Source organism: Bradyrhizobium ivorense (genome assembly GCF_900696085.1).
GTDB lineage: Bacteria > Pseudomonadota > Alphaproteobacteria > Rhizobiales > Xanthobacteraceae > Bradyrhizobium > Bradyrhizobium ivorense.
This window is the reverse complement of sequence record NZ_CAADFC020000027.1, coordinates 25,785-44,352: the sequence shown is the minus strand read 5'-3', so window position 1 is coordinate 44,352 and position 18,568 is coordinate 25,785. Positions and strand designations below refer to the sequence as shown.

The window sequence follows — 18,568 nt, the reverse complement described above, 5'->3', positions numbered from 1 at the left end:
CGCCCTTCTTAAGCGCTTGCCTCGGCCTCGACCTGACGAACCACGATGGTCAGGTGCGAGAACGGTTTGTACACACGGCCCGAACGGCCACGGCCGCGCGGAGCAAAACGCTTCATCACGATGCCGTTGCCGACATGCGCCTCGGCGACGACGAGATCGTCGACCTCGAGGTCATGGTTGTTCTCGGCATTGGCGATCGCCGATTCCAGGCACTTCTTGACGTCGACCGCGATCCGCTTGCGCGAGAACTGCAGGTCGGCGAGCGCCGCCGACGCCTTGCGGCCGCGGATCAGCTGCGCCACCAGGTTGAGCTTCTGCGGGCTGACGCGCAGCATGCGGGCGACGGCCTTGGCCTCATTGTCCGCGAGGCTACGTTCGCGCTTTGGTTTGCTCATCGTCTATTCCTCAAGCCTTCTTGGCTTTCTTGTCGCCCGAGTGGCCGTGGAAGGTCCGGGTCGGCGAGAACTCGCCGAACTTGTGACCGACCATTTCCTCGTTGATCGCCACCGGCACATGCTTCTGGCCGTTGTAGACGCCGAAGGTGAGCCCGACGAACTGCGGCAGGATGGTGGAGCGGCGGCTCCAGATCTTGATGACGTCGTGACGGCCGGACGCGCGCGCGGCATCTGCCTTCTTGAGCAGAGAACCCTCGACGAACGGGCCTTTCCAGACTGAACGAACCATGTCCGGCGTTCCTTACTTCTTCCGCTTGTGGCGGCTGAGGAGAATGAATTTGTTGGTCGACTTGTTGGTGCGGGTCTTCTTGCCCTTGGTCGGCTTGCCCCACGGAGTGACCGGGTGGCGACCGCCCGAGGTACGACCTTCACCACCGCCGTGCGGATGGTCGATCGGGTTCATGACGACGCCGCGGTTGTGCGGACGCCAGCCGAGCCAGCGGGTACGACCGGCCTTGCCGATCGAGATGTTCATGTGATCCGGGTTCGACACCGCGCCGATCGTGCCGCGGCAACGGCCGTGCACGAGACGCTGCTCGCCCGAGTTCAGGCGGATGATCACGTAGTCCTGGTCGCGGCCGACGATCTGGGCGTAGGTGCCGGCGGAGCGCGCCAGCTGGCCGCCCTTGCCGATCTTCAGCTCGATGTTGTGCACGATGGTGCCGACCGGCATGTTGCCGAGCGGCATGACGTTGCCCGGCTTCACGTCGACATAGTTGCCGGCGACGACGGTGTCGCCCGCGGCCAAGCGCTGCGGCGCCAGGATGTAGGCCAGTTCACCGTCCTGATACTTGATCAGCGCGATGAAGGCGGTGCGGTTCGGATCATACTCCAGCCGCTCCACGATCGCCGGCACGTCCACCTTGTCGCGGCGGAAGTCGACGGTGCGATAGGCCTTCTTGTGGCCGCCGCCGCGGAAGCGCACGGTGATGCGGCCGGTGTTGTTGCGGCCGCCATTGCCGAGCTTGCCCTCGGTCAGCGCCTTCACCGGCTTGCCCTTGTAGAGCGCCGAACGATCGACCATCACCAGCTGGCGCTGGCCCGGCGTCGTGGGATTGTAGGTTTTCAATGCCATCGTCGTTGCGCCTTATAGTCCGGTAGTCACGTCGATGCGGTGACCCTCTTCAAGGGTCACGATCGCGCGCTTGGTGTCCGACTGCGAGCCGAGATTGCCGCGGAACACCTTGGTCTTGCCCTTGCGAACGAGAGTGTTGACGCTCTTCACCTTGACGTCGAACAGCTTCTCGACCGCTTCCTTGATCTGCGGCTTGGTCGCCTTGCTGGCGACCTTGAACAGCACCTTGTTGTGCTCCGAGGCAAGCGTCGCCTTTTCGGTCACGACAGGAGCGACGATCACGTCGTAATGGCGCGGGTCGATAGTCTTCATTTGAAGCGCGCCTCCAGCGCATCAACCGCAGCCTTGGTCAGCACCAGCTTGTGGCGGCGGAGAATGTCGTAGACGTTGATGCCCTGGATCGGCAGCACGTCGATGTTCGGAATGTTGCGGGCCGCGGTCGCGAAACCGGCGTTGAGCTCGGCGCCGTCGATGATCAGCGCGTTGGTGAGCCCGAGGCCGGAGAAGTGACCGAGCAGCGCCTTGGTCTTGGCTTCCTTGACGGCGGCCGAGTCGATCACGACGAGCCCGCCGTCCTTGGCCTTGGCCGACAGCGCATGCTTCAGCGCCAGCGCGCGCACCTTCTTCGGCAGGTCGGTCGCGTGCGAGCGGACCACCGGACCGAACGCACGGCCACCGCCGCGGAACTGCGGCACGCGGGCCGAGCCGTGACGGGCGCCGCCGGTGCCCTTCTGTTTGTACATCTTCTTGCCGGTGCGCCAGACGTCGGCGCGGCCCTGGGTCTTGTGGGTGCCGGCCTGCCGCTTGTTCAGCTGCCACTGCACGCAGCGCTGAATGATGTCCGCGCGCGGCTCGAGCCCGAAGATCGCATCGGAGAGCTCAACCGAACCGGCGTCCTTGCCTTCAAGGGTCGTGACTTTCAGTTCCATCTCACGCACCCTCCTTCTCGGCCACAGCCTCGGCCTCGCCGCCGGCAACCTTGAACTTGCCCGGCTTCGGAGCTTCTTTCGGCAGCGGCTTCTTCACCGCGTCGCGCACCGAGATCCAGCCGCCCTTGGAGCCGGGAACGGCGCCTTCGACGAGGATCAGGCCGCGCTCGACATCGGTCGAGACCACGCGCAGATTCAGCGTGGTGATGCGGTCGACGCCCATGTGACCGGGCATCTTCTTGTTCTTCCAGGTCTTGCCGGGGTCCTGACGACCACCGGTCGAACCGATCGAGCGGTGCGAGATCGACACACCGTGGGTGGCGCGCAGACCGCCGAAATTCCAGCGCTTCATGCCGCCGGCAAAGCCCTTACCGATCGAGGTGCCGGTAACGTCGACAAACTGGCCGACCACGAAATGGTCCGCCTGGATTTCCGCGCCGACCGGGATCAGCGCGTCCTCGGACACGCGGAACTCGGCGACCTTGCGCTTGGGCTCGACCTTGGCGACCGCGAACTGGCCGCGTTCGGCCTTGGGCATGTAGACGGTCTTGCGGGTGCCGGCGCCGAGCTGAAGCGCGACATAGCCGTTCTTCTCGGTGGTGCGGTGGCCCAGCACCTGGCAGTTGCCCAGCTTCAGCACGGTCACAGGGATATGCTCGCCGGTCTCCGTAAAGACCCGCGTCATCCCGACCTTCTGTGCGATCACTCCGGAGCGCATCGGCGTGCTTCCTGTCTTTCTGTCCGCAAGCGGCGGACGTAAAAATCCAAAATCCTTAGAGCTTGATCTCGACGTCGACACCGGCGGCCAGGTCGAGCTTCATCAGCGCATCGACGGTCTGCGGGGTCGGGTCGACGATATCGAGGAGGCGCTTGTGGGTGCGCATCTCGAACTGCTCGCGGCTCTTCTTGTCAACGTGCGGCGAACGGTTGACGGTGAACTTCTCGATGCGGGTCGGCAGCGGAATGGGTCCGCGAACCTGCGCACCGGTGCGCTTCGCCGTGTTCACGATCTCACGGGTCGACGTATCGAGGATCCGATGGTCGAACGCCTTGAGACGGATGCGAATGTTTTGGCCGTTCATTGCCGTATCTCTTTCTTCGTCGCTTACCTGCGAATAGCGGGTGGTGAGCGGCGAGTGGGCGAACCCTCCCGCCGCAAACTTGATTGATCCACCGTTACTCGATGATGGCGGCGACGACGCCGGCGCCGACGGTGCGGCCGCCTTCGCGGATCGCGAAGCGCAGCTTCTCTTCCATCGCGATCGGCACGATCAGGTGCACTTCCATCGCGATGTTGTCGCCCGGCATCACCATCTCGGTGCCTTCCGGCAGATGCACGACGCCGGTCACGTCGGTGGTGCGGAAGTAGAACTGCGGACGGTAGTTGGTGAAGAACGGAGTGTGACGGCCGCCCTCTTCCTTGGTGAGGATGTAGGCCTCAGCCTTGAACTTGGTGTGCGGCTTGACCGAGCCGGGCTTGCACAGCACCTGGCCGCGCTCGACTTCCTCGCGCTTGGTGCCGCGGAGCAGCGCACCAATGTTGTCGCCGGCCTGGCCCTGATCGAGCAGCTTGCGGAACATTTCGACGCCGGTGACGATGGTCTTCTGGGTGTCGCGGATACCGACGATCTCGATTTCCTCGCCGACCTTGATCACGCCGCGCTCGACACGACCGGTGACCACGGTGCCGCGGCCCGAGATCGAGAACACGTCTTCCACCGGCATCAGGAACGGCTGGTCGATCGGACGCTCCGGCTGCGGGATGTACTCGTCGACATTGCGCATCAGCTCGAGGATGGCGTCGTGGCCGAGCTTCTTGTCCTTGTCTTCGAGGGCGGCGAGCGCCGAGCCCTTGATGATCGGGATCTTGTCGCCCGGGAATTCGTACTTCGAGAGCAGCTCGCGGACTTCAAGCTCGACGAGCTCGAGCAGCTCCGGATCGTCGACCATGTCGCACTTGTTGAGGAACACGACGAGCGCGGGCACGCCGACCTGGCGGGCGAGCAGGATGTGCTCGCGGGTCTGCGGCATCGGGCCGTCCGCGGCCGACACGACCAGGATCGCGCCGTCCATCTGGGCAGCGCCGGTGATCATGTTCTTCACGTAGTCGGCGTGGCCGGGGCAGTCGACGTGGGCGTAGTGACGGTTGGTGGTCTCGTACTCGACGTGCGCGGTCGAGATGGTGATGCCGCGCGCCTTCTCTTCCGGCGCCTTGTCGATCTGGTCGTAGGCGGTGAACGTCGCGCCGCCGGTTTCTGCGAGCACCTTGGTGATCGCTGCGGTCAGCGAGGTCTTGCCATGGTCGACGTGACCGATGGTGCCGATGTTGCAGTGGGGCTTGTTACGTTCGAATTTAGCTTTGGCCATTTGACTCTCCGTTCAATCGTTGACTGCCATCAACGACAATCAGGCAAACTTCTTCTGGACTTCAGCCGACACGTTCGCCGGAGCTTCGGCGTAGTGATCGAACTGCATGGTGAAGGTCGCGCGACCCTGGCTCATCGAGCGCAGGTTGTTCACGTAACCGAACATGTTCATGAGCGGCACCATCGCGTTGATGACGTTGGCGTTGCCGCGCATGTCTTGGCCCTGGATCTGGCCGCGCCGGGAATTCAGGTCGCCGATGACCGAACCGGTGTAGTCTTCCGGGGTCACCACCTCGACCTTCATGATCGGCTCGAGCAGAACGGACTTGCCCATCTGCAGCGCCTCGCGGAAGCAGGCGCGCGTGGCGATTTCGAAGGCCAGCGCCGACGAGTCGACGTCGTGGAACTTGCCGTCGATCAGCTGCACCTTGACGTCGACGATCGGGAAGCCCGCGACCACGCCGGAGGACAGCACGCTCTCGAGACCCTTTTCGACGCCGGGGATGTATTCCTTCGGCACTGCGCCGCCGACGATCTTCGATTCGAACTCGTAGCCCTTGCCGGCTTCGTTCGGCTCGACGATCAGGGTGACGGCCGCGAACTGGCCGGTACCGCCGGTCTGCTTCTTGTGGGTGTAGCTGTGCTCGACGCGCTTGGTGACACGCTCACGGAACGCCACCTGCGGCGCGCCGATGTTGGCGTCGACCTTGTAGGTGCGCTTGAGGATGTCGACCTTGATGTCGAGATGCAGTTCGCCCATGCCCTTGAGGATGGTCTGGCCGGACTCGTGGTCGGTCGAGACGCGGAACGACGGATCCTCCGCGGCGAGCTTGGCCAGCGCCACGCCCAGCTTTTCCTGGTCGGCCTTCGACTTCGGCTCGATCGCGATCTCGATCACCGGCTCCGGGAATTCCATCTTCTCGAGGATCACCGGCTTGTTGGCATCGCACAGCGTGTCACCGGTGCGCGCTTCCTTCAGGCCGGCCAGCGCGACGATGTCGCCCGCATAGGCTTCCTTGATGTCTTCGCGGTTGTTCGCATGCATCAAGAGCATCCGCCCGATCCGCTCCTTCTTCTCGCGAGTCGAGTTGATGACGCCGGTGCCCGACTGCAGGATGCCGGAGTAGATGCGGCAGAAGGTGATGGTGCCGACGAACGGGTCGTCCATGATCTTGAACGCGAGCAGCGCCAGCGGCTCCTTGTCGTCCGCCTTGCGCACGACTTCGTTGCCGTCCTCGTCGGTGCCCTTGATCGCAGGCACGTCAATCGGCGACGGCAGATAGTCGACGACGGCGTCGAGCAGCGGCTGCACGCCCTTGTTCTTGAAGGCCGAGCCGCACAGCACGGGATAGAAGGCGCCGGTCAGCACCGCCTTGCGGAGCAGACGCTTCAGCGTGGCCTCGTCCGGCTCCTTGCCGTCGAGGTAGGCCGCCATGGCGTCGTCGTCGAGCTCGACGGCGGCTTCCACCATCTTCTCGCGATATTCCTTGGCCTGCTCGACCAGATCTTCCGGGATGTCGACGTAGTCGAACTTGGCGCCGAGCGATTCATCGTTCCAGATGATGCCCTTCATCTTCACGAGGTCGACGAGACCCTTGAAGTTGTTCTCGGCGCCGATCGGCAGCTGGATCGCGATCGGCTTGGCGCCGAGGCGGTCGACGATGTCGGACAGGCACTTGAAGAAGTCGGCGCCAGTCTTGTCCATCTTGTTGGCGAAGACGATGCGCGGCACCTTGTACTTGTCGCCCTGGCGCCACACGGTCTCGGTCTGCGGCTCGACGCCCTGGTTGGAGTCGAGCACGCAAACGGCGCCGTCGAGCACGCGCAGCGAACGCTCGACTTCAATGGTGAAGTCGACGTGGCCGGGGGTGTCGATGATGTTCAGACGCTTGCCGTTCCAGAACGCGGTGGTGGCAGCCGAGGTGATCGTGATGCCACGCTCCTGCTCCTGCTCCATCCAGTCCATCGTCGCGGCACCTTCGTGCACTTCGCCGATCTTGTGGCTCTTGCCGGTGTAATACAGGATACGCTCGGTGGTCGTGGTCTTGCCGGCGTCGATATGCGCCATGATACCGAAGTTGCGGTAGTCCTCGATGGCATGTTGGCGGGGCATGAGACTGTTCCTTAAATTCCGTTGTTCGCCTTACCAGCGGTAGTGCGAGAAGGCGCGGTTGGCTTCCGCCATCCGGTGCACGTCTTCACGCTTCTTGACGGCGTTGCCACGGTTGTTCGACGCGTCGAGCAGCTCCGCCGAGAGCCGCTCCGTCATGGTCTTCTCGTTGCGCTCGCGGGCGGCCGCGATCAGCCAGCGGATGCCGAGCGCCTGACGGCGCACCGAACGGACCTCGACCGGAACCTGGTAGGTCGCGCCGCCGACGCGGCGGGAACGGACCTCGATGGTCGGCATCACGTTCTCCAGCGCCTGCTCGAACACGCCGAGCGGGTTCTGCTTGGTCTTGCTCTCGATCATGCCGAGCGCACCGTAGACGATGCCTTCGGCAACCGACTTCTTCCCGGCATACATCACCGAGTTCATGAACTTCGTAATGATGATGTTCCCGAACTTCGGGTCCGGAAGAACTTCACGCTTCTCAGCAGAATGGCGACGCGACATCTGATCGTTTCCCGCTTACTTCGGACGCTTCGCGCCGTACTTCGAACGACGCTGCTTACGGTTCTTGACGCCCTGGGTATCCAGCACGCCGCGGAGGATGTGGTAGCGCACGCCGGGCAAGTCCTTGACGCGGCCGCCGCGGATCATGACCACCGAGTGCTCCTGCAGGTTGTGGCCCTCACCCGGAATGTAGCCGATCACCTCGAAGCCGTTGGTCAGGCGCACCTTGGCGACCTTACGAAGCGCCGAGTTCGGCTTCTTCGGGGTCGTGGTGTAGACGCGCGTGCACACGCCGCGCTTCTGCGGCGACTGCTGCAGCGCCGGCACCTTCTTGCGCGACTTCTGCACTTCACGTGGTTTTGCGATCAGCTGGTTGATCGTCGGCATGCAGCCTTCACCCTCTTAGTTCGCGCGAAACCCCGAACGGCTCCGCCAATTCTTCGCGGGAACAACCGTCCCGTACGGTCCGTCCGGCGCGGGAACAAACACCCACGCAAAACGAAATCGCGCCAACCACCCATCGCTGAGCGGAAAGCGCTTCGACGCCACAGAGGACCGCGATCCCGAACTGCTCAGCGTTCGCTGTTCAGTCCGCCACCGAGGTCATGCATCCGAATTCACTCTCAAGAGGACTTGCTCAAGAGAACTAGTATCGTCCTGGCATTGCCTAGCTATCATCGACAGCGTTTGAGCGGCATTCGTCGAGGTTGGTGCCCGATCCGGCCAAAAAGGCCTTCCGGGTGCTCCGTTCCGACGCTGGCGTAGCTCACCGCCTGTCGTTAAGTGCGCGCCTTGTATAATCGAGAGATAGTGAAGTCAAGCAAAACGACAAGCAAGAAACGCCTCTGGCGCTTGCGGATTTCGCATTTCGTCGATGCTTCGATCTCCGCCGGATTATGACAATGCCGCTGCCGCCGCGACTCGCCGGAGCCCTCCCCGGCTCCCGCCCGGGAGGCCATTTTACCCGGGCAAAACATGAACAGAAACAACTCTCCCCAACTTAGACGCCAAAGCAACCCCCGAAACTAAGCCTTTATTTGCCATTCGCAGGGCAAATCTGGGGGTCTTCGGCGCGGAAACCTCTCATGCGGTACACCGACATCGCAATCATTGGCGGAGGTCTCGCGGGCTCGACCGCCGCCGCAATGCTCGGCCGCGCCGGGATTCCGAGCCTGCTGATCGACCCGCACCAGGTCTATCCGTTCGATTTCCGGGTCGAGAAGATCGGCGGAGATCTCCAGCTGGCGCGATTCGGGCGGACCGGGATTGCCGAGTCCGTGCTGCGTTCGGCGACGGTGGACGGCGAGAACTGGATCGCGCGATTCGGCCATCTGCTCGACCGGCAGCCGAGCCGGCAGCACGGCATCATGTATGACGCACTGATCCGCGCGATCAGGGCCGAGATCGCGGCGCCCGCGGAATTCATCTGCGGCAAGGTCGTCAATGTCGCGACCAGCTTCGAGCGGCAGCGGCTGGTGCTGGCCAGCGGCGAGGAGATCTCGGCGCGGCTGGCGGTGCTCGCCAACGGCCTCAATGTCGGGCTGCGCCGGATGCTCGGGATCGAGCGGCAGGTCACCAGCCACTGCCACTCGATCTCGCTCGGCTTCGATTTCGTGCCGGTGGGCCGACCCACCTTCCCCTTCGCGGCCATGACCTATTTCTCGGAGCGGCCGAGCGACCTGATTCCCTACATCACGCTGTTCCCGGTCGAGAACCGGATGCGCGCCAATCTGTTCACCTACCGCCCGGCTGACGACCTCTGGCTGCGCGCGATGCGGCACAATCCGGTCGAGACGCTGAACGCCGCGCTACCACGGCTGCGGCGGCTCACCGGCGAGTTCGACATCGCGGGCGACGTCAAGATCCGGCCTGCCGATATCTACGTCTCGACCGGCTATCGGCAGCCGGGCGTGGTGCTGGTCGGCGATGCCTTCGCCAGCACCTGCCCGGTCACCGGCACCGGAACCGACAAGGTGTTCACCGACGTGGCGCAGCTTTGCAACGTCCACATCCCGGCCTGGCTTGCGAGCGACGGCATGGGCCTGGAGAAGATCGCGGCGTTCTATGACGACCCGGTCAAGACCGAATGCGACGCCTGGTCGAATGCCAAGGCCTTCAACTTCCGCCAGGTGTCGATCGGCCGCGGGCCGTATTGGCAGGCCCAGCGCTGGGCGCGGTTTTTCGGCTATCTCGGCCGCGGCACGCTGCGCCGGCTGCGCGGCCCGTCGGCCGCGCGAACGGTCAGCCAGATCCGGCAGGATCTGTCCGTCGCGGAGGCGCCGGAACGACGGCGGACGGCAGGGGCACGACCGGCGCGGTAGCGGTGGCGGCAGCACTGCGCCGCCGATCACTCCTCGTCGTCTTCGTCCTCGTCCTCTTCATCCTCCGCGTCGTCATCCTCATCGTCGTCGCCGTGGTGCAGGTGGCCCTGGTCGTCCCATAGCCTGCGGTAGACGCCGTCTTTCGCCAGCAGTTCGGCGTGCGAGCCGCGCTCGATGGCCCGGCCGCCGGAGATCACGATGATCTCGTCCATCTCGACCACCGAGGTCAGGCGATGCGTCGACCAGATCATGGTGCGGCCCTTGGCGACGTTGAGCAGCGTGCGGTTGATCGCGGCCTCCGTGGTCTGGTCGAGCGCCGAGGTCGCCTCGTCGAGCAGCAGCACGGAGGGATTGCGGATGATCGCGCGCGCGATCGCGATGCGCTGGCGCTGGCCGCCCGACAGCGTATCGCCGCGCTCGCCGACCGGCGTGTCGTAGCCTTCCGGAAGGCTCATGATGAAGCCGTGGATCTCGGCCTTTTTGGCGGCGTCCTCGACCTCCGCGTCATCAGCGCCTTCCTTGCCGAGCCGGATGTTCTCGCGGATCGACATGTTGAACAGCATGTTCTCCTGGAACACGACCGCCATGCTCGCGCGCAGCGATTCCCGCGTCACCCGGCGGATGTCGACGCCGTCGATGGCGACGCGGCCCTCGTCCGGCACGTAGAGCCGCAGGATCAGGTTGATCAGCGTGCTCTTGCCGGAGCCGCTGGGACCGACGATCGCGATGCTTCTGCCGGCATTGAGCTTGAGGCTGAGATTGTCCAGTACCGGCGCCTGAGCCCCCTCATAGCTGAAGGTAACGCGGTCGAAGCTGATGTTGTTGGTGATGCGCGGCAGGTCGGGCGCGCCGGGCCGGTCGGCGCCGCGGGTCGGCTCGTCGAGCAGTTCCTGGATGTGCTGCACGGCCGCCGCCGACTGGATCGACACCGGAATGAAGTGCATCAGGTGGGCGATGTTGTAGGACACCTCCCAGAACGCGCTCTCGAAGGTGACGAAGGTGCCGACCGTGATCTGGCCCTTGGTGGCGAGATAGGCGCCGATCGCCAGCACCACGAGGTGCAGCAACAGCACCGCGATGGTGACGGTGCGCTCCACCATGGTCGACAGGAACATCGCGGAGGCCGCCTTGGTCCGGACGTCGCGGTTGCGCATGGTGAACCAGCCGAGCGCCCGGCGCTGCAGGTTGAACGCCTTCACCACCGCCTGCGCGGCGACGTTCTCCTGCACCGTGGCGAGCAGCGCCGCCTCGTTCTGCTTCTGCTCGTAATTGGCCTGCACCGCCTTGGGGGTGAGGATGCGCGGCCCGATCAGCGTGATCGGGAAGACCAGCAGCGCGACCGCGGCGAGCTGCCAGTTCAGGAACAGCATCAGGATGATGCCGGCGATCAGTTCCAGGAACGGCAGCGCCGCGCTGTTGGCAAAAGTCTTGACCGAGCCCTCGAACGCCGAGAGATCGATCGAGAAGCGCGACAGGATCTCGCCGCGCTTGGTGCGCGCGAAATAGGCCGACGGCAGGTTCTGAACATGCTCGAAGATGCGGGTCCGGACGTCGGCGATGATGCCGGCGGCAAGCCGCGCATCCCAGCGCTCGTACCAGACCGCGATGATCGAGGTGACGATGCCGGCGACCGCCAGCACGCCAAGGATCTTGTAGAGGGCCTGGAAATCCTCCTCGCCGAGCGCGTCGTCGATCAGGAACTTCAGGCTCAGCGGCATGATGACGTTGAACAACGTCTCGACCATCACGCCGAAGGCGACAAAGGTGAACGGCTTCTTGTAGTTCGCCAGGATCGGCCGGACGAAGGCGTACAGCGTCGAGAGCGCGCCGGCGGCTTCCTTGGCGGTGAAAACGACGAGATCCTCGTCATCATCATCGTCGTCGAGCTCAAGCTCGTCGTCGTCATCGTCCTCGTCGTCATCCGCGGGCGCGGCGGACGGCTTGGCGGAGGCGGCCGGCCCGGGCGGTGTCGCGAGCTTCTTCTTCAGCTCGAGATCGTCGGCATTGGCCGGATCCGGGTTGTCAGATGCGGGAGGCTTTGGCGCCATGAACCAACCGATGCTCCACGGCCGGCATGACCGCAAATCGAAATCGCAAGCGGCGAACGCCGCGGCCGCGATCCTATGCGATCAGGATGAATTCGGCAAAGCGTTTGGACCGGCCGGTTGCGGTGCGCTCCAAAGTCTTGGCGCGGCCGCTTGACTGTTCTTTGACGCGCGACGGCCCGCCCCGCGTCACCTCGCTAGTCGTCGTCCTCGTCCTCGACCTTGTCGAAGAAGGAATAGCGCAGGCTTTCGGAGTCGGCGTACCACTGCCCCGGCCCCTTGCCCGCGGCAAGGGTCAGCGCCCACACCGCATCGGTGACGTCGCGGCGGTGCATCGACAGGTCAAAGCCGTTGCCGAAGAACAGCTCCGACCATTCCCACCAGGTGCCGAGCTTCTTCACCCCGCGCAACAGGTCGTAGCGATCGATCAGCGCCGGCGGCATGTCCGAGGTGATCGAGCCGAACACCAGGCCGGTCTTGACCACGCGGTTGAGCTCGCGCACGCCGCGCACCACCTGCTTTTCGCCGAGATGGCACAGCGAGGTCTCGAACACGAAATCGAATTCTTCGGCCTTGAACGGCAGATCGGTGATCGAGCCGAGCTTGTTGTATTTCCGGAGCGCCTTCGGCGTCTTGCCGTGGATGTAGCGGTTGTTCTCGATGCCCCAGGCATCGACACCGCGTTCGCGCAGCGCGCCGACCAGCTCGCCGCTGGCGGAGCCCGCGACCAAGAGCTTGTAGCCCTTCGCCCTGCCCCAGACCGTCTTGATCAGGTCCATCAGATAGGCCGGATCGGCGAAATTGTGCCAGACTTCACTGTAGGGACCGACGCCGCGGTAGTTCTCGAAATAGCCGCGGTCGATCTTGTCGGACAGGCTGGCGGCGCCCTGCGCGCGGGCGCGGCGCAGCCGCATCATCTCGGTGACGATGATGTCGGTCGCAGCGTCCGAGGAGTCGAGCAGCCCGTTCAGGGTCGAATCGAACAGATAGTCGCCGACCACCACGATGCCGGGATGCTGCTTCGGCTCTGGGCGGTGGTTGGTCATGACGTCGCGCACCGGCAGGCCGCCCGGCAGCGCGTTGACCGACGACAGCCAGCGATGGATCTTGCCTTCGAGGAAATGCGCACGCGCATCGCCGAGCGAGGCCGGCAGTGACTTCAGCGCGGCGTCGATCAGTTCCTGGTCGGAGAGATTGGCGAAGGCCAGCGCGTCGGAGCCCGCGATCAGCCAGTTCAGCACGCCGAGTTTGCCGACGTCGTGGCGCGCGCCCTCGTTGTAGACGCAGCAGCCGCCGAAGGCTTCCGACATGAACCAGGCGCCCGGGATCTTCTCGCCCCAGAACGGCTCGTCGAACAGGATAGAGACACGCAGATAGTGCGCGGGCCGGTCGAAATAGGCGACGTGCTTGACCATCGACTGGCGCAGCTGCTCGCCGTCCCAGCGCATGGTGGCGAGCCAGGAATGCGGCAGGCAGACCAGCACGAGGTCGAAGTCGCGCGTCTCCGGGCCCTTGCCGTTCATCATGTTGAGCTGATAGCGGCCGCTCTCGGTCTTGCCGACCTTGAGGACGCGATGGTTGAGCTGGATGTCGGCGTTGACCTCGGCGCGCAGGCAGTCGATCAGCTGCTCGTTGCCGTTCTGGATCGAGTACAGGCCGATATAGCCGTCGACGTCCATCACGTAGTTCTTCAGCGCGTTGAGGCCGTTGGTGTTGTGGCTCTCGGTCGCGATGTCGGAGCGCGCCATCACCTTGAAGAAGCGCTTGGCGACGGGGTCCTCGACCTCCTCGTCGAGGATCTGCTCGGCGGTCTTGTAGGCCCAGGGATGCTCGTTGTCGTGGGCGCCGATGCCTTCATAATATTCGATCGGCGACACCAGCCTGGCGCAGCGCTCGCGGAACGCCTCGATCGCGGCGGCGGTCTTCGCGCCGTATTTGCGGCGCATGCCCGGAACGTCGGCGAGCAGCTCGCCGTCGAGTTGCACCTGCTCGGCGTCCATCGGGATGGTCTGCAGACCGAAATGCTGGATCAGCTCGCGCAGCGGATCCGGCCCGGTCATCGAGTAGTCATAGATCTCGGCAACGCCCGCCTCGTACATCGCGGGCGCGGTCTCGAACTTGCGCGTCAGGACCTTGCCGCCGAGCCGGTCGGAGGCCTCGAAGATCGTCACGCGGCAGAGGTCGCCGAGTTTGCGCTTCAGATACCAGGCGCTCATCAGCCCCCCGGGGCCGCCGCCAACGATTGCCAGATCAAGCATAGTGGATTCCGTCGTCTCCGGCGCTGCCGCGCGGCCGGTCTAATTCAGCGTAGCAAAAGCACTTTTGCGGCTGAAGGAAAGATGAACAAAGCGCGTCCCTGCACCGCAGCAAGCAAAGAAAGCAGCAAAAAGGCCGGCACAATGCCGGCCTTCTCGCTCAGTACCGTAGTCTTGCGGATGCCTATTCCGCCGGCGGCAGCGCCAGCGGCTCCGCTTCCGGGGCCGTCGGCACGATCGCCGCCTGCTTCTCGCGCTCGTCGAGGATCAGCTTGTCGCGCTTGACCGCGACCTCGCGGATCCGCGCCATCGAGGCGCCGGTGCCGGCCGGGATCAGGCGGCCGACGATGACGTTCTCCTTGAGGCCTTCGAGCGGGTCCACCTTGCCGTTGACGGCAGCTTCGGTGAGCACGCGCGTGGTCTCCTGGAACGACGCCGCCGAGAAGAACGAGCGGGTCTGCAGGCTCGCCTTGGTGATGCCGAGCAGAACCGGCGTTCCCGTGGCGACCTTCTTGCCCTCTTCCTTGGCCTTGGTGTTGAGCGCGTCGAACTCGATCTTGTCGACCTGCTCGCCCGCGATCATGTCGGTGTCGCCCTGATCGGTGACCTCGACCTTCTGCAGCATCTGACGGACAATCACCTCGATGTGCTTGTCGTTGATGAGCACGCCCTGCAGCCGGTAGACCTCCTGGATCTCGTTGACCAGATAGGCCGCGAGTTCCTCGATGCCCTTGATCGCCAGAATGTCGTGCGGCGCCGGGTTGCCTTCGACGATGAAATCGCCCTTTTCGACGATGTCGCCGTCCTGCAGATGGATGTGCTTGCCCTTCGGGATCAGGTACTCGCGCGGCTCCTCGGTCTTGTCCATCGGCTCGATCGAGATGCGGCGCTTGTTCTTGTAGTCGCGGCCGAAGCGGATCGTTCCCGCGGTCTCCGCGATGATCGCCGCATCCTTCGGCTTGCGAGCCTCGAACAGTTCCGCCACCCGCGGCAGACCGCCGGTGATGTCACGCGTCTTGGCGCTCTCGGTCGAGATACGCGCCAGGATGTCGCCGGGCATCACCTTCGCGTTGATGTCGACCGACAGAATGGCGTCGACCGACAGCATGTAGCGGGCATCGCCGCCACGCGCGAGCTTCATGATCTTGCCGTCCTTGCCCTTGACCACGATGGCCGGACGCAGGTCCGAGCCGCCGCGGGTCGAGCGCCAGTCGATGACCACGCGCTTGGCGATACCGGTCGATTCGTCGAGCGTTTCCGAGATCGACTGGCCCTCGACCAGATCCTCGAACCCGATCGTGCCCTCGACCTCGCTCAGCACCGGGCGGGTATAGGGATCCCACTCGGCGATGCGCTGGCCGCGCTTGACCATGTCGCCCTCGTCGATGTGCATCCGCGAACCGTACTGGATACGGTGAGTTGCACGCTCGGCGCCGTCGGCATCGACGATCGCAACGACCATGTTGCGCACCATCGCGATCAAATGGCCTTCGCTGTTGCGGGCGATCGCCTTGTTCTTGATCACGATCTTGCCGTCGAAGTTCGATTCGACGAACGACTGCTCGTTGAGCTGCGCCGCGCCGCCGATGTGGAACGTGCGCATCGTCAGCTGGGTGCCGGGCTCGCCGATCGACTGCGCCGCGATGACGCCGACCGCCTCACCGTGGTTGACCGGGGTGCCGCGGGCCAGATCGCGGCCGTAGCACTTGGCGCAGATGCCGTTGATCAACTCGCAGGTCAGTGCCGAGCGGATCTTCACCTCCTGGATGCCGGCCTGCTGGATCGCATCGACGTGGCTCTCCTCCATCAGCGTGTCGCGCTTGACGACGACGTTGTTGGTGGCGGGATCGCGCACGTCATCGCAGGCCACGCGGCCCAGGATGCGCGAGCCGAGCGAGGCGACGACCGTGCCGGCATCGACGATGGCGCGCATCTTGATGCCGAGCGTGGTGCCGCAGTCGGTCTGCGTGATGATGCAGTCCTGCGCGACGTCGACCAGACGGCGGGTCAGGTAGCCGGAGTTCGCGGTCTTCAACGCGGTGTCCGCGAGGCCCTTGCGGGCGCCGTGGGTCGAGTTGAAGTATTCGAGCACCGACAGACCCTCCTTGAAGTTGGAGATGATCGGCGTCTCGATGATCTCGCCCGACGGCTTGGCCATCAGGCCGCGCATGCCGGCGAGCTGGCGCATCTGCGCCGGCGAACCACGCGCACCGGAGTGCGCCATCATGTAGATCGAGTTGATGTCGGCATCGGCCCCGGCCGCCGTCTTCTTGGTGGCCGAGATCTCCTTCATCATCGCCTTGGCGACTTCTTCACCGGCCTTCGACCAGGCGTCGACGACCTTGTTGTACTTCTCGCCATGGGTGATCAGGCCGTCATTGTACTGCTGCTCGAAATCCTTCGCCAGCGTACGGGTCTGATCGACGATCTTCCACTTCGACGCCGGCACGACCATGTCGTCCTTGCCGAACGAGATGCCGGCCTTGAAGGCGTTGTAGAAGCCGAGCGCCATGATGCGGTCGCAGAAGATCACGGTCTCCTTCTGGCCGCAGTGGCGGTAGACCTGGTCGATGACGCCGGAGATCTCGCGCTTGGTCATCAGCTTGTTGATGATGTCGTACGAGATCTTGGTGCTCTTCGGCAGCAGATTGCCGAGCATGACGCGGCCCGCGGTGGTTTCGATCCAGCGCTTGGACTTGTTGCCGTCCTCGTCGGCGCCCTCCCACCGGTACTTGATCTTGGTGTGGAGGTGAATGACCTTCGAGTGCAGCGCGTGCTCGAGCTCGGCCATGTCGCCGAAGATCTTGCCCTCGCCGGGCAGCCCTTCGCGCATGATCGAGACGTAGTAGAGGCCGAGCACGATGTCCTGCGACGGCACGATGATCGGCTGGCCGTTCGCCGGGTGCAGGATGTTGTTGGTCGACATCATCAGGACGCGCGCTTCCAGCTGCGCTTCGAGCGACAGCGGAACGTGCACGGCCATCTGGTCGCCGTCGAAGTCGGCGTTGAAGGCGGCGCAGACCAGCGGATGCAGCTGGATCGCCTTGCCCTCGATCAGCACCGGCTCGAACGCCTGGATGCCCAGGCGATGCAGCGTCGGCGCGCGGTTGAGCAGCACCGGATGCTCGCGGATCACCTCGTCGAGGATATCCCAGACCTCCGGACGCTCCTTCTCGACCAGCTTCTTGGCCTGCTTCACCGTGGTGGAGAGGCCCTTGGCGTCGAGCCGCGAATAGATGAACGGCTTGAACAGCTCGAGCGCCATCTTCTTCGGCAGGCCGCACTGATGCAGGCGCAGCTCGGGACCGACCACGATCACCGAACGGCCGGAATAGTCGACGCGCTTGCCGAGCAGGTTCTGGCGGAACCGACCCTGCTTGCCCTTCAGCATGTCGGCGAGCGACTTCAGCGGACGCTTGTTGGCGCCGGTGATGACGCGGCCGCGGCGGCCGTTGTCGAACAGCGCGTCGACGGCCTCCTGCAGCATGCGCTTTTCGTTGCGGATGATGATGTCAGGCGCGCGCAGCTCCATCAGCCGCTTCAAGCGGTTGTTGCGGTTGATGACGCGGCGGTAGAGATCGTTGAGGTCGGAGGTCGCAAAGCGGCCGCCGTCGAGCGGCACCAGCGGACGCAGGTCCGGCGGAATCACCGGCACGACCGTCATGATCATCCATTCCGGCTTGTTGCCGGAGACGCGGAACGCCTCGACGATCTTGAGCCGCTTGGCGAGCTTCTTGTGCTTGATGTCGGAGTCGGTCTCCGCCATCTCGGCGCGCAGCTGCGCCTCGAGCTTCTCGAGCTCGAGACCCTTGAGCAGCTCGCGGATCGCCTCCGCACCGATCATGGCGGTGAAGGAATCCTGGCCGTACTCGTCCTGCGCCTTCAGGTACTCGTCTTCCGACAAGAGCTGACGGTCCTTCAGCGCGGTGAGGCCCGGCTCCAGCACGACGTAGTATTCAAAGTAGAGGATCCGCTCGAGATCCTTCAGCGTCATGTCGAGCAACAGGCCGATGCGCGACGGCAGCGACTTCAGGAACCAGATGTGGGCAACCGGCGCGGCCAGCTCGATATGGCCCATGCGCTCGCGCCGGACGCGCGACAGCGTCACCTCGACCGAGCACTTTTCGCAGATGATGCCCTTGTACTTCATCCGCTTGTACTTGCCGCACAGGCACTCGTAGTCCTTGATCGGCCCGAAGATGCGCGCGCAGAACAGGCCGTCACGCTCCGGCTTGAAGGTGCGGTAGTTGATGGTCTCCGGCTTCTTGATCTCGCCGTAGGACCACGACAGAATCTTCTCCGGAGACGCGATCGAGATCCGGATCTGGTCAAAGACCTGGGCCGGCGTCGTCGGATTGAAAAGATTCATAATCTCTTGGTTCATGGTCTTCTCCTCGCGTGCCGATCGTCACCGGCAGCAAATTCGAAATTTTGTCTCGCCCGCGCCCCGCTCAACGTCCGAGCGGAGCGCGTAGGCCCGGCGGAACGGCCGGGCAGAAAGTGACGCG

The 18,568-nt window shown here is 64.3% G+C and carries 16 protein-coding genes; 2 read left to right on the top strand and 14 right to left on the bottom strand.

All coding sequences use genetic code 11. The features are described 5' to 3' along the window. Positions 1-8 precede the first annotated feature (8 nt). The 11 genes from rplV to rpsL all read right to left on the bottom strand — a co-directional run bounded on the left by rplV (position 9) and on the right by rpsL (position 7,826). On the bottom strand, positions 9-395 hold the full coding sequence (gene rplV / locus CI41S_RS30965) for a 50S ribosomal protein L22 (RefSeq protein ID WP_066499414.1): 387 nt from the start codon (positions 393-395) through the stop codon (positions 9-11). A gap of 10 nt (positions 396-405) precedes the next feature. Then, positions 406-684: a 30S ribosomal protein S19 gene (rpsS, locus tag CI41S_RS30960; RefSeq protein ID WP_018272137.1), complete on the bottom strand. Its 279-nt coding sequence runs from the start codon at positions 682-684 to the stop codon at positions 406-408. A 12-nt stretch (positions 685-696) separates the two neighbouring features. Next, on the bottom strand, positions 697-1,530 hold the full coding sequence (rplB, locus tag CI41S_RS30955; protein ID WP_139484351.1) for a 50S ribosomal protein L2: 834 nt from the start codon (positions 1,528-1,530) through the stop codon (positions 697-699). 12 nt (positions 1,531-1,542) lie between these two features. Continuing rightward, positions 1,543-1,842: a 50S ribosomal protein L23 gene (locus CI41S_RS30950; protein ID WP_139484350.1), complete on the bottom strand. Its 300-nt coding sequence runs from the start codon at positions 1,840-1,842 to the stop codon at positions 1,543-1,545. Beyond that, on the bottom strand, positions 1,839-2,459 hold the full coding sequence (rplD, locus tag CI41S_RS30945) for a 50S ribosomal protein L4 (RefSeq protein WP_139484349.1): 621 nt from the start codon (positions 2,457-2,459) through the stop codon (positions 1,839-1,841). The genes CI41S_RS30950 and rplD overlap by 4 nt, the downstream gene beginning before the upstream one ends. A 1-nt stretch (position 2,460) precedes the next feature. Next, complete coding sequence (rplC, locus tag CI41S_RS30940) at positions 2,461-3,177, bottom strand: 50S ribosomal protein L3 (RefSeq protein WP_139484348.1); 717 nt, start codon at positions 3,175-3,177, stop codon at positions 2,461-2,463. Positions 3,178-3,232: 55 nt separating this feature from the next. Continuing rightward, complete coding sequence (rpsJ, locus tag CI41S_RS30935) at positions 3,233-3,541, bottom strand: 30S ribosomal protein S10 (protein WP_002712302.1); 309 nt, start codon at positions 3,539-3,541, stop codon at positions 3,233-3,235. Between the two features lie 94 nt (positions 3,542-3,635). Then, on the bottom strand, positions 3,636-4,826 hold the full coding sequence (gene tuf / locus CI41S_RS30930) for an elongation factor Tu (protein ID WP_018272140.1): 1,191 nt from the start codon (positions 4,824-4,826) through the stop codon (positions 3,636-3,638). Positions 4,827-4,865: 39 nt separating this feature from the next. Then, positions 4,866-6,938, bottom strand: coding sequence for an elongation factor G (fusA, locus tag CI41S_RS30925; protein ID WP_139484347.1), 2,073 nt, complete (start codon positions 6,936-6,938; stop codon positions 4,866-4,868). Between the two features lie 30 nt (positions 6,939-6,968). Continuing rightward, positions 6,969-7,439, bottom strand: a complete 471-nt coding sequence (rpsG, locus tag CI41S_RS30920) for a 30S ribosomal protein S7 (RefSeq protein WP_139484346.1) — start codon at positions 7,437-7,439, stop codon at positions 6,969-6,971. Positions 7,440-7,454: 15 nt separating this feature from the next. Then, positions 7,455-7,826, bottom strand: coding sequence for a 30S ribosomal protein S12 (gene rpsL / locus CI41S_RS30915; RefSeq protein WP_028168167.1), 372 nt, complete (start codon positions 7,824-7,826; stop codon positions 7,455-7,457). A gap of 698 nt (positions 7,827-8,524) precedes the next feature. Between rpsL and CI41S_RS30910 the strand changes: the two genes are divergently transcribed. Then, positions 8,525-9,760, top strand: coding sequence for an FAD-dependent oxidoreductase (locus CI41S_RS30910; protein WP_139862945.1), 1,236 nt, complete (start codon positions 8,525-8,527; stop codon positions 9,758-9,760). A 26-nt stretch (positions 9,761-9,786) separates the two neighbouring features. Here the strand turns inward: CI41S_RS30910 and CI41S_RS30905 are convergent, their stop codons facing one another. Then, positions 9,787-11,808: an ABC transporter ATP-binding protein gene (locus CI41S_RS30905; RefSeq protein WP_139484344.1), complete on the bottom strand. Its 2,022-nt coding sequence runs from the start codon at positions 11,806-11,808 to the stop codon at positions 9,787-9,789. Here CI41S_RS30905 and CI41S_RS43790 point away from each other — a divergent pair. Then, entirely contained in the window at positions 11,807-11,962 is a 156-nt protein-coding gene (locus CI41S_RS43790; RefSeq protein WP_172628255.1) for a hypothetical protein, read from the top strand. The genes CI41S_RS30905 and CI41S_RS43790 overlap by 2 nt on opposite strands. 40 nt (positions 11,963-12,002) lie before the next feature. Here the strand turns inward: CI41S_RS43790 and CI41S_RS30900 are convergent, their stop codons facing one another. Together CI41S_RS30900 and rpoC are read right to left on the bottom strand one after the other, a co-directional pair. Beyond that, positions 12,003-14,063 carry an FAD-dependent oxidoreductase gene (locus tag CI41S_RS30900; protein ID WP_139862944.1) on the bottom strand — a complete coding sequence of 687 codons (2,061 nt, stop codon included), beginning with the start codon at positions 14,061-14,063 and terminating at the stop codon, positions 12,003-12,005. 181 nt (positions 14,064-14,244) lie between these two features. Continuing rightward, entirely contained in the window at positions 14,245-18,444 is a 4,200-nt protein-coding gene (gene rpoC / locus CI41S_RS30895; RefSeq protein ID WP_139862943.1) for a DNA-directed RNA polymerase subunit beta', read from the bottom strand. Positions 18,445-18,568: the final 124 nt, after the last annotated feature.

Bases quoted from the DNA above. Each gene is read 5' to 3' on its own strand.
- CI41S_RS30905 (WP_139484344.1), bottom strand. From the start codon at position 11,808: ATGGCGCCAAAGCCTCCCGCATCTGACAACCCGGATCCGGCCAATGCC.
- rplD (WP_139484349.1), bottom strand. From the start codon at position 2,459: ATGGAACTGAAAGTCACGACCCTTGAAGGCAAGGACGCCGGTTCGGTT.
- CI41S_RS30950 (WP_139484350.1), bottom strand. From the start codon at position 1,842: ATGAAGACTATCGACCCGCGCCATTACGACGTGATCGTCGCTCCTGTC.
- CI41S_RS30910 (WP_139862945.1), top strand. From the start codon at position 8,525: ATGCGGTACACCGACATCGCAATCATTGGCGGAGGTCTCGCGGGCTCG.
- rplC (WP_139484348.1), bottom strand. From the start codon at position 3,177: ATGCGCTCCGGAGTGATCGCACAGAAGGTCGGGATGACGCGGGTCTTT.
- fusA (WP_139484347.1), bottom strand. From the start codon at position 6,938: ATGCCCCGCCAACATGCCATCGAGGACTACCGCAACTTCGGTATCATG.
- rpsG (WP_139484346.1), bottom strand. From the start codon at position 7,439: ATGTCGCGTCGCCATTCTGCTGAGAAGCGTGAAGTTCTTCCGGACCCG.
- rpsS (WP_018272137.1), bottom strand. From the start codon at position 684: ATGGTTCGTTCAGTCTGGAAAGGCCCGTTCGTCGAGGGTTCTCTGCTC.
- rpsL (WP_028168167.1), bottom strand. From the start codon at position 7,826: ATGCCGACGATCAACCAGCTGATCGCAAAACCACGTGAAGTGCAGAAG.
- rpoC (WP_139862943.1), bottom strand. From the start codon at position 18,444: ATGAACCAAGAGATTATGAATCTTTTCAATCCGACGACGCCGGCCCAG.
- rpsJ (WP_002712302.1), bottom strand. From the start codon at position 3,541: ATGAACGGCCAAAACATTCGCATCCGTCTCAAGGCGTTCGACCATCGG.
- tuf (WP_018272140.1), bottom strand. From the start codon at position 4,826: ATGGCCAAAGCTAAATTCGAACGTAACAAGCCCCACTGCAACATCGGC.
- rplB (WP_139484351.1), bottom strand. From the start codon at position 1,530: ATGGCATTGAAAACCTACAATCCCACGACGCCGGGCCAGCGCCAGCTG.
- rplV (WP_066499414.1), bottom strand. From the start codon at position 395: ATGAGCAAACCAAAGCGCGAACGTAGCCTCGCGGACAATGAGGCCAAG.
- CI41S_RS43790 (WP_172628255.1), top strand. From the start codon at position 11,807: ATGAACCAACCGATGCTCCACGGCCGGCATGACCGCAAATCGAAATCG.
- CI41S_RS30900 (WP_139862944.1), bottom strand. From the start codon at position 14,063: ATGCTTGATCTGGCAATCGTTGGCGGCGGCCCCGGGGGGCTGATGAGC.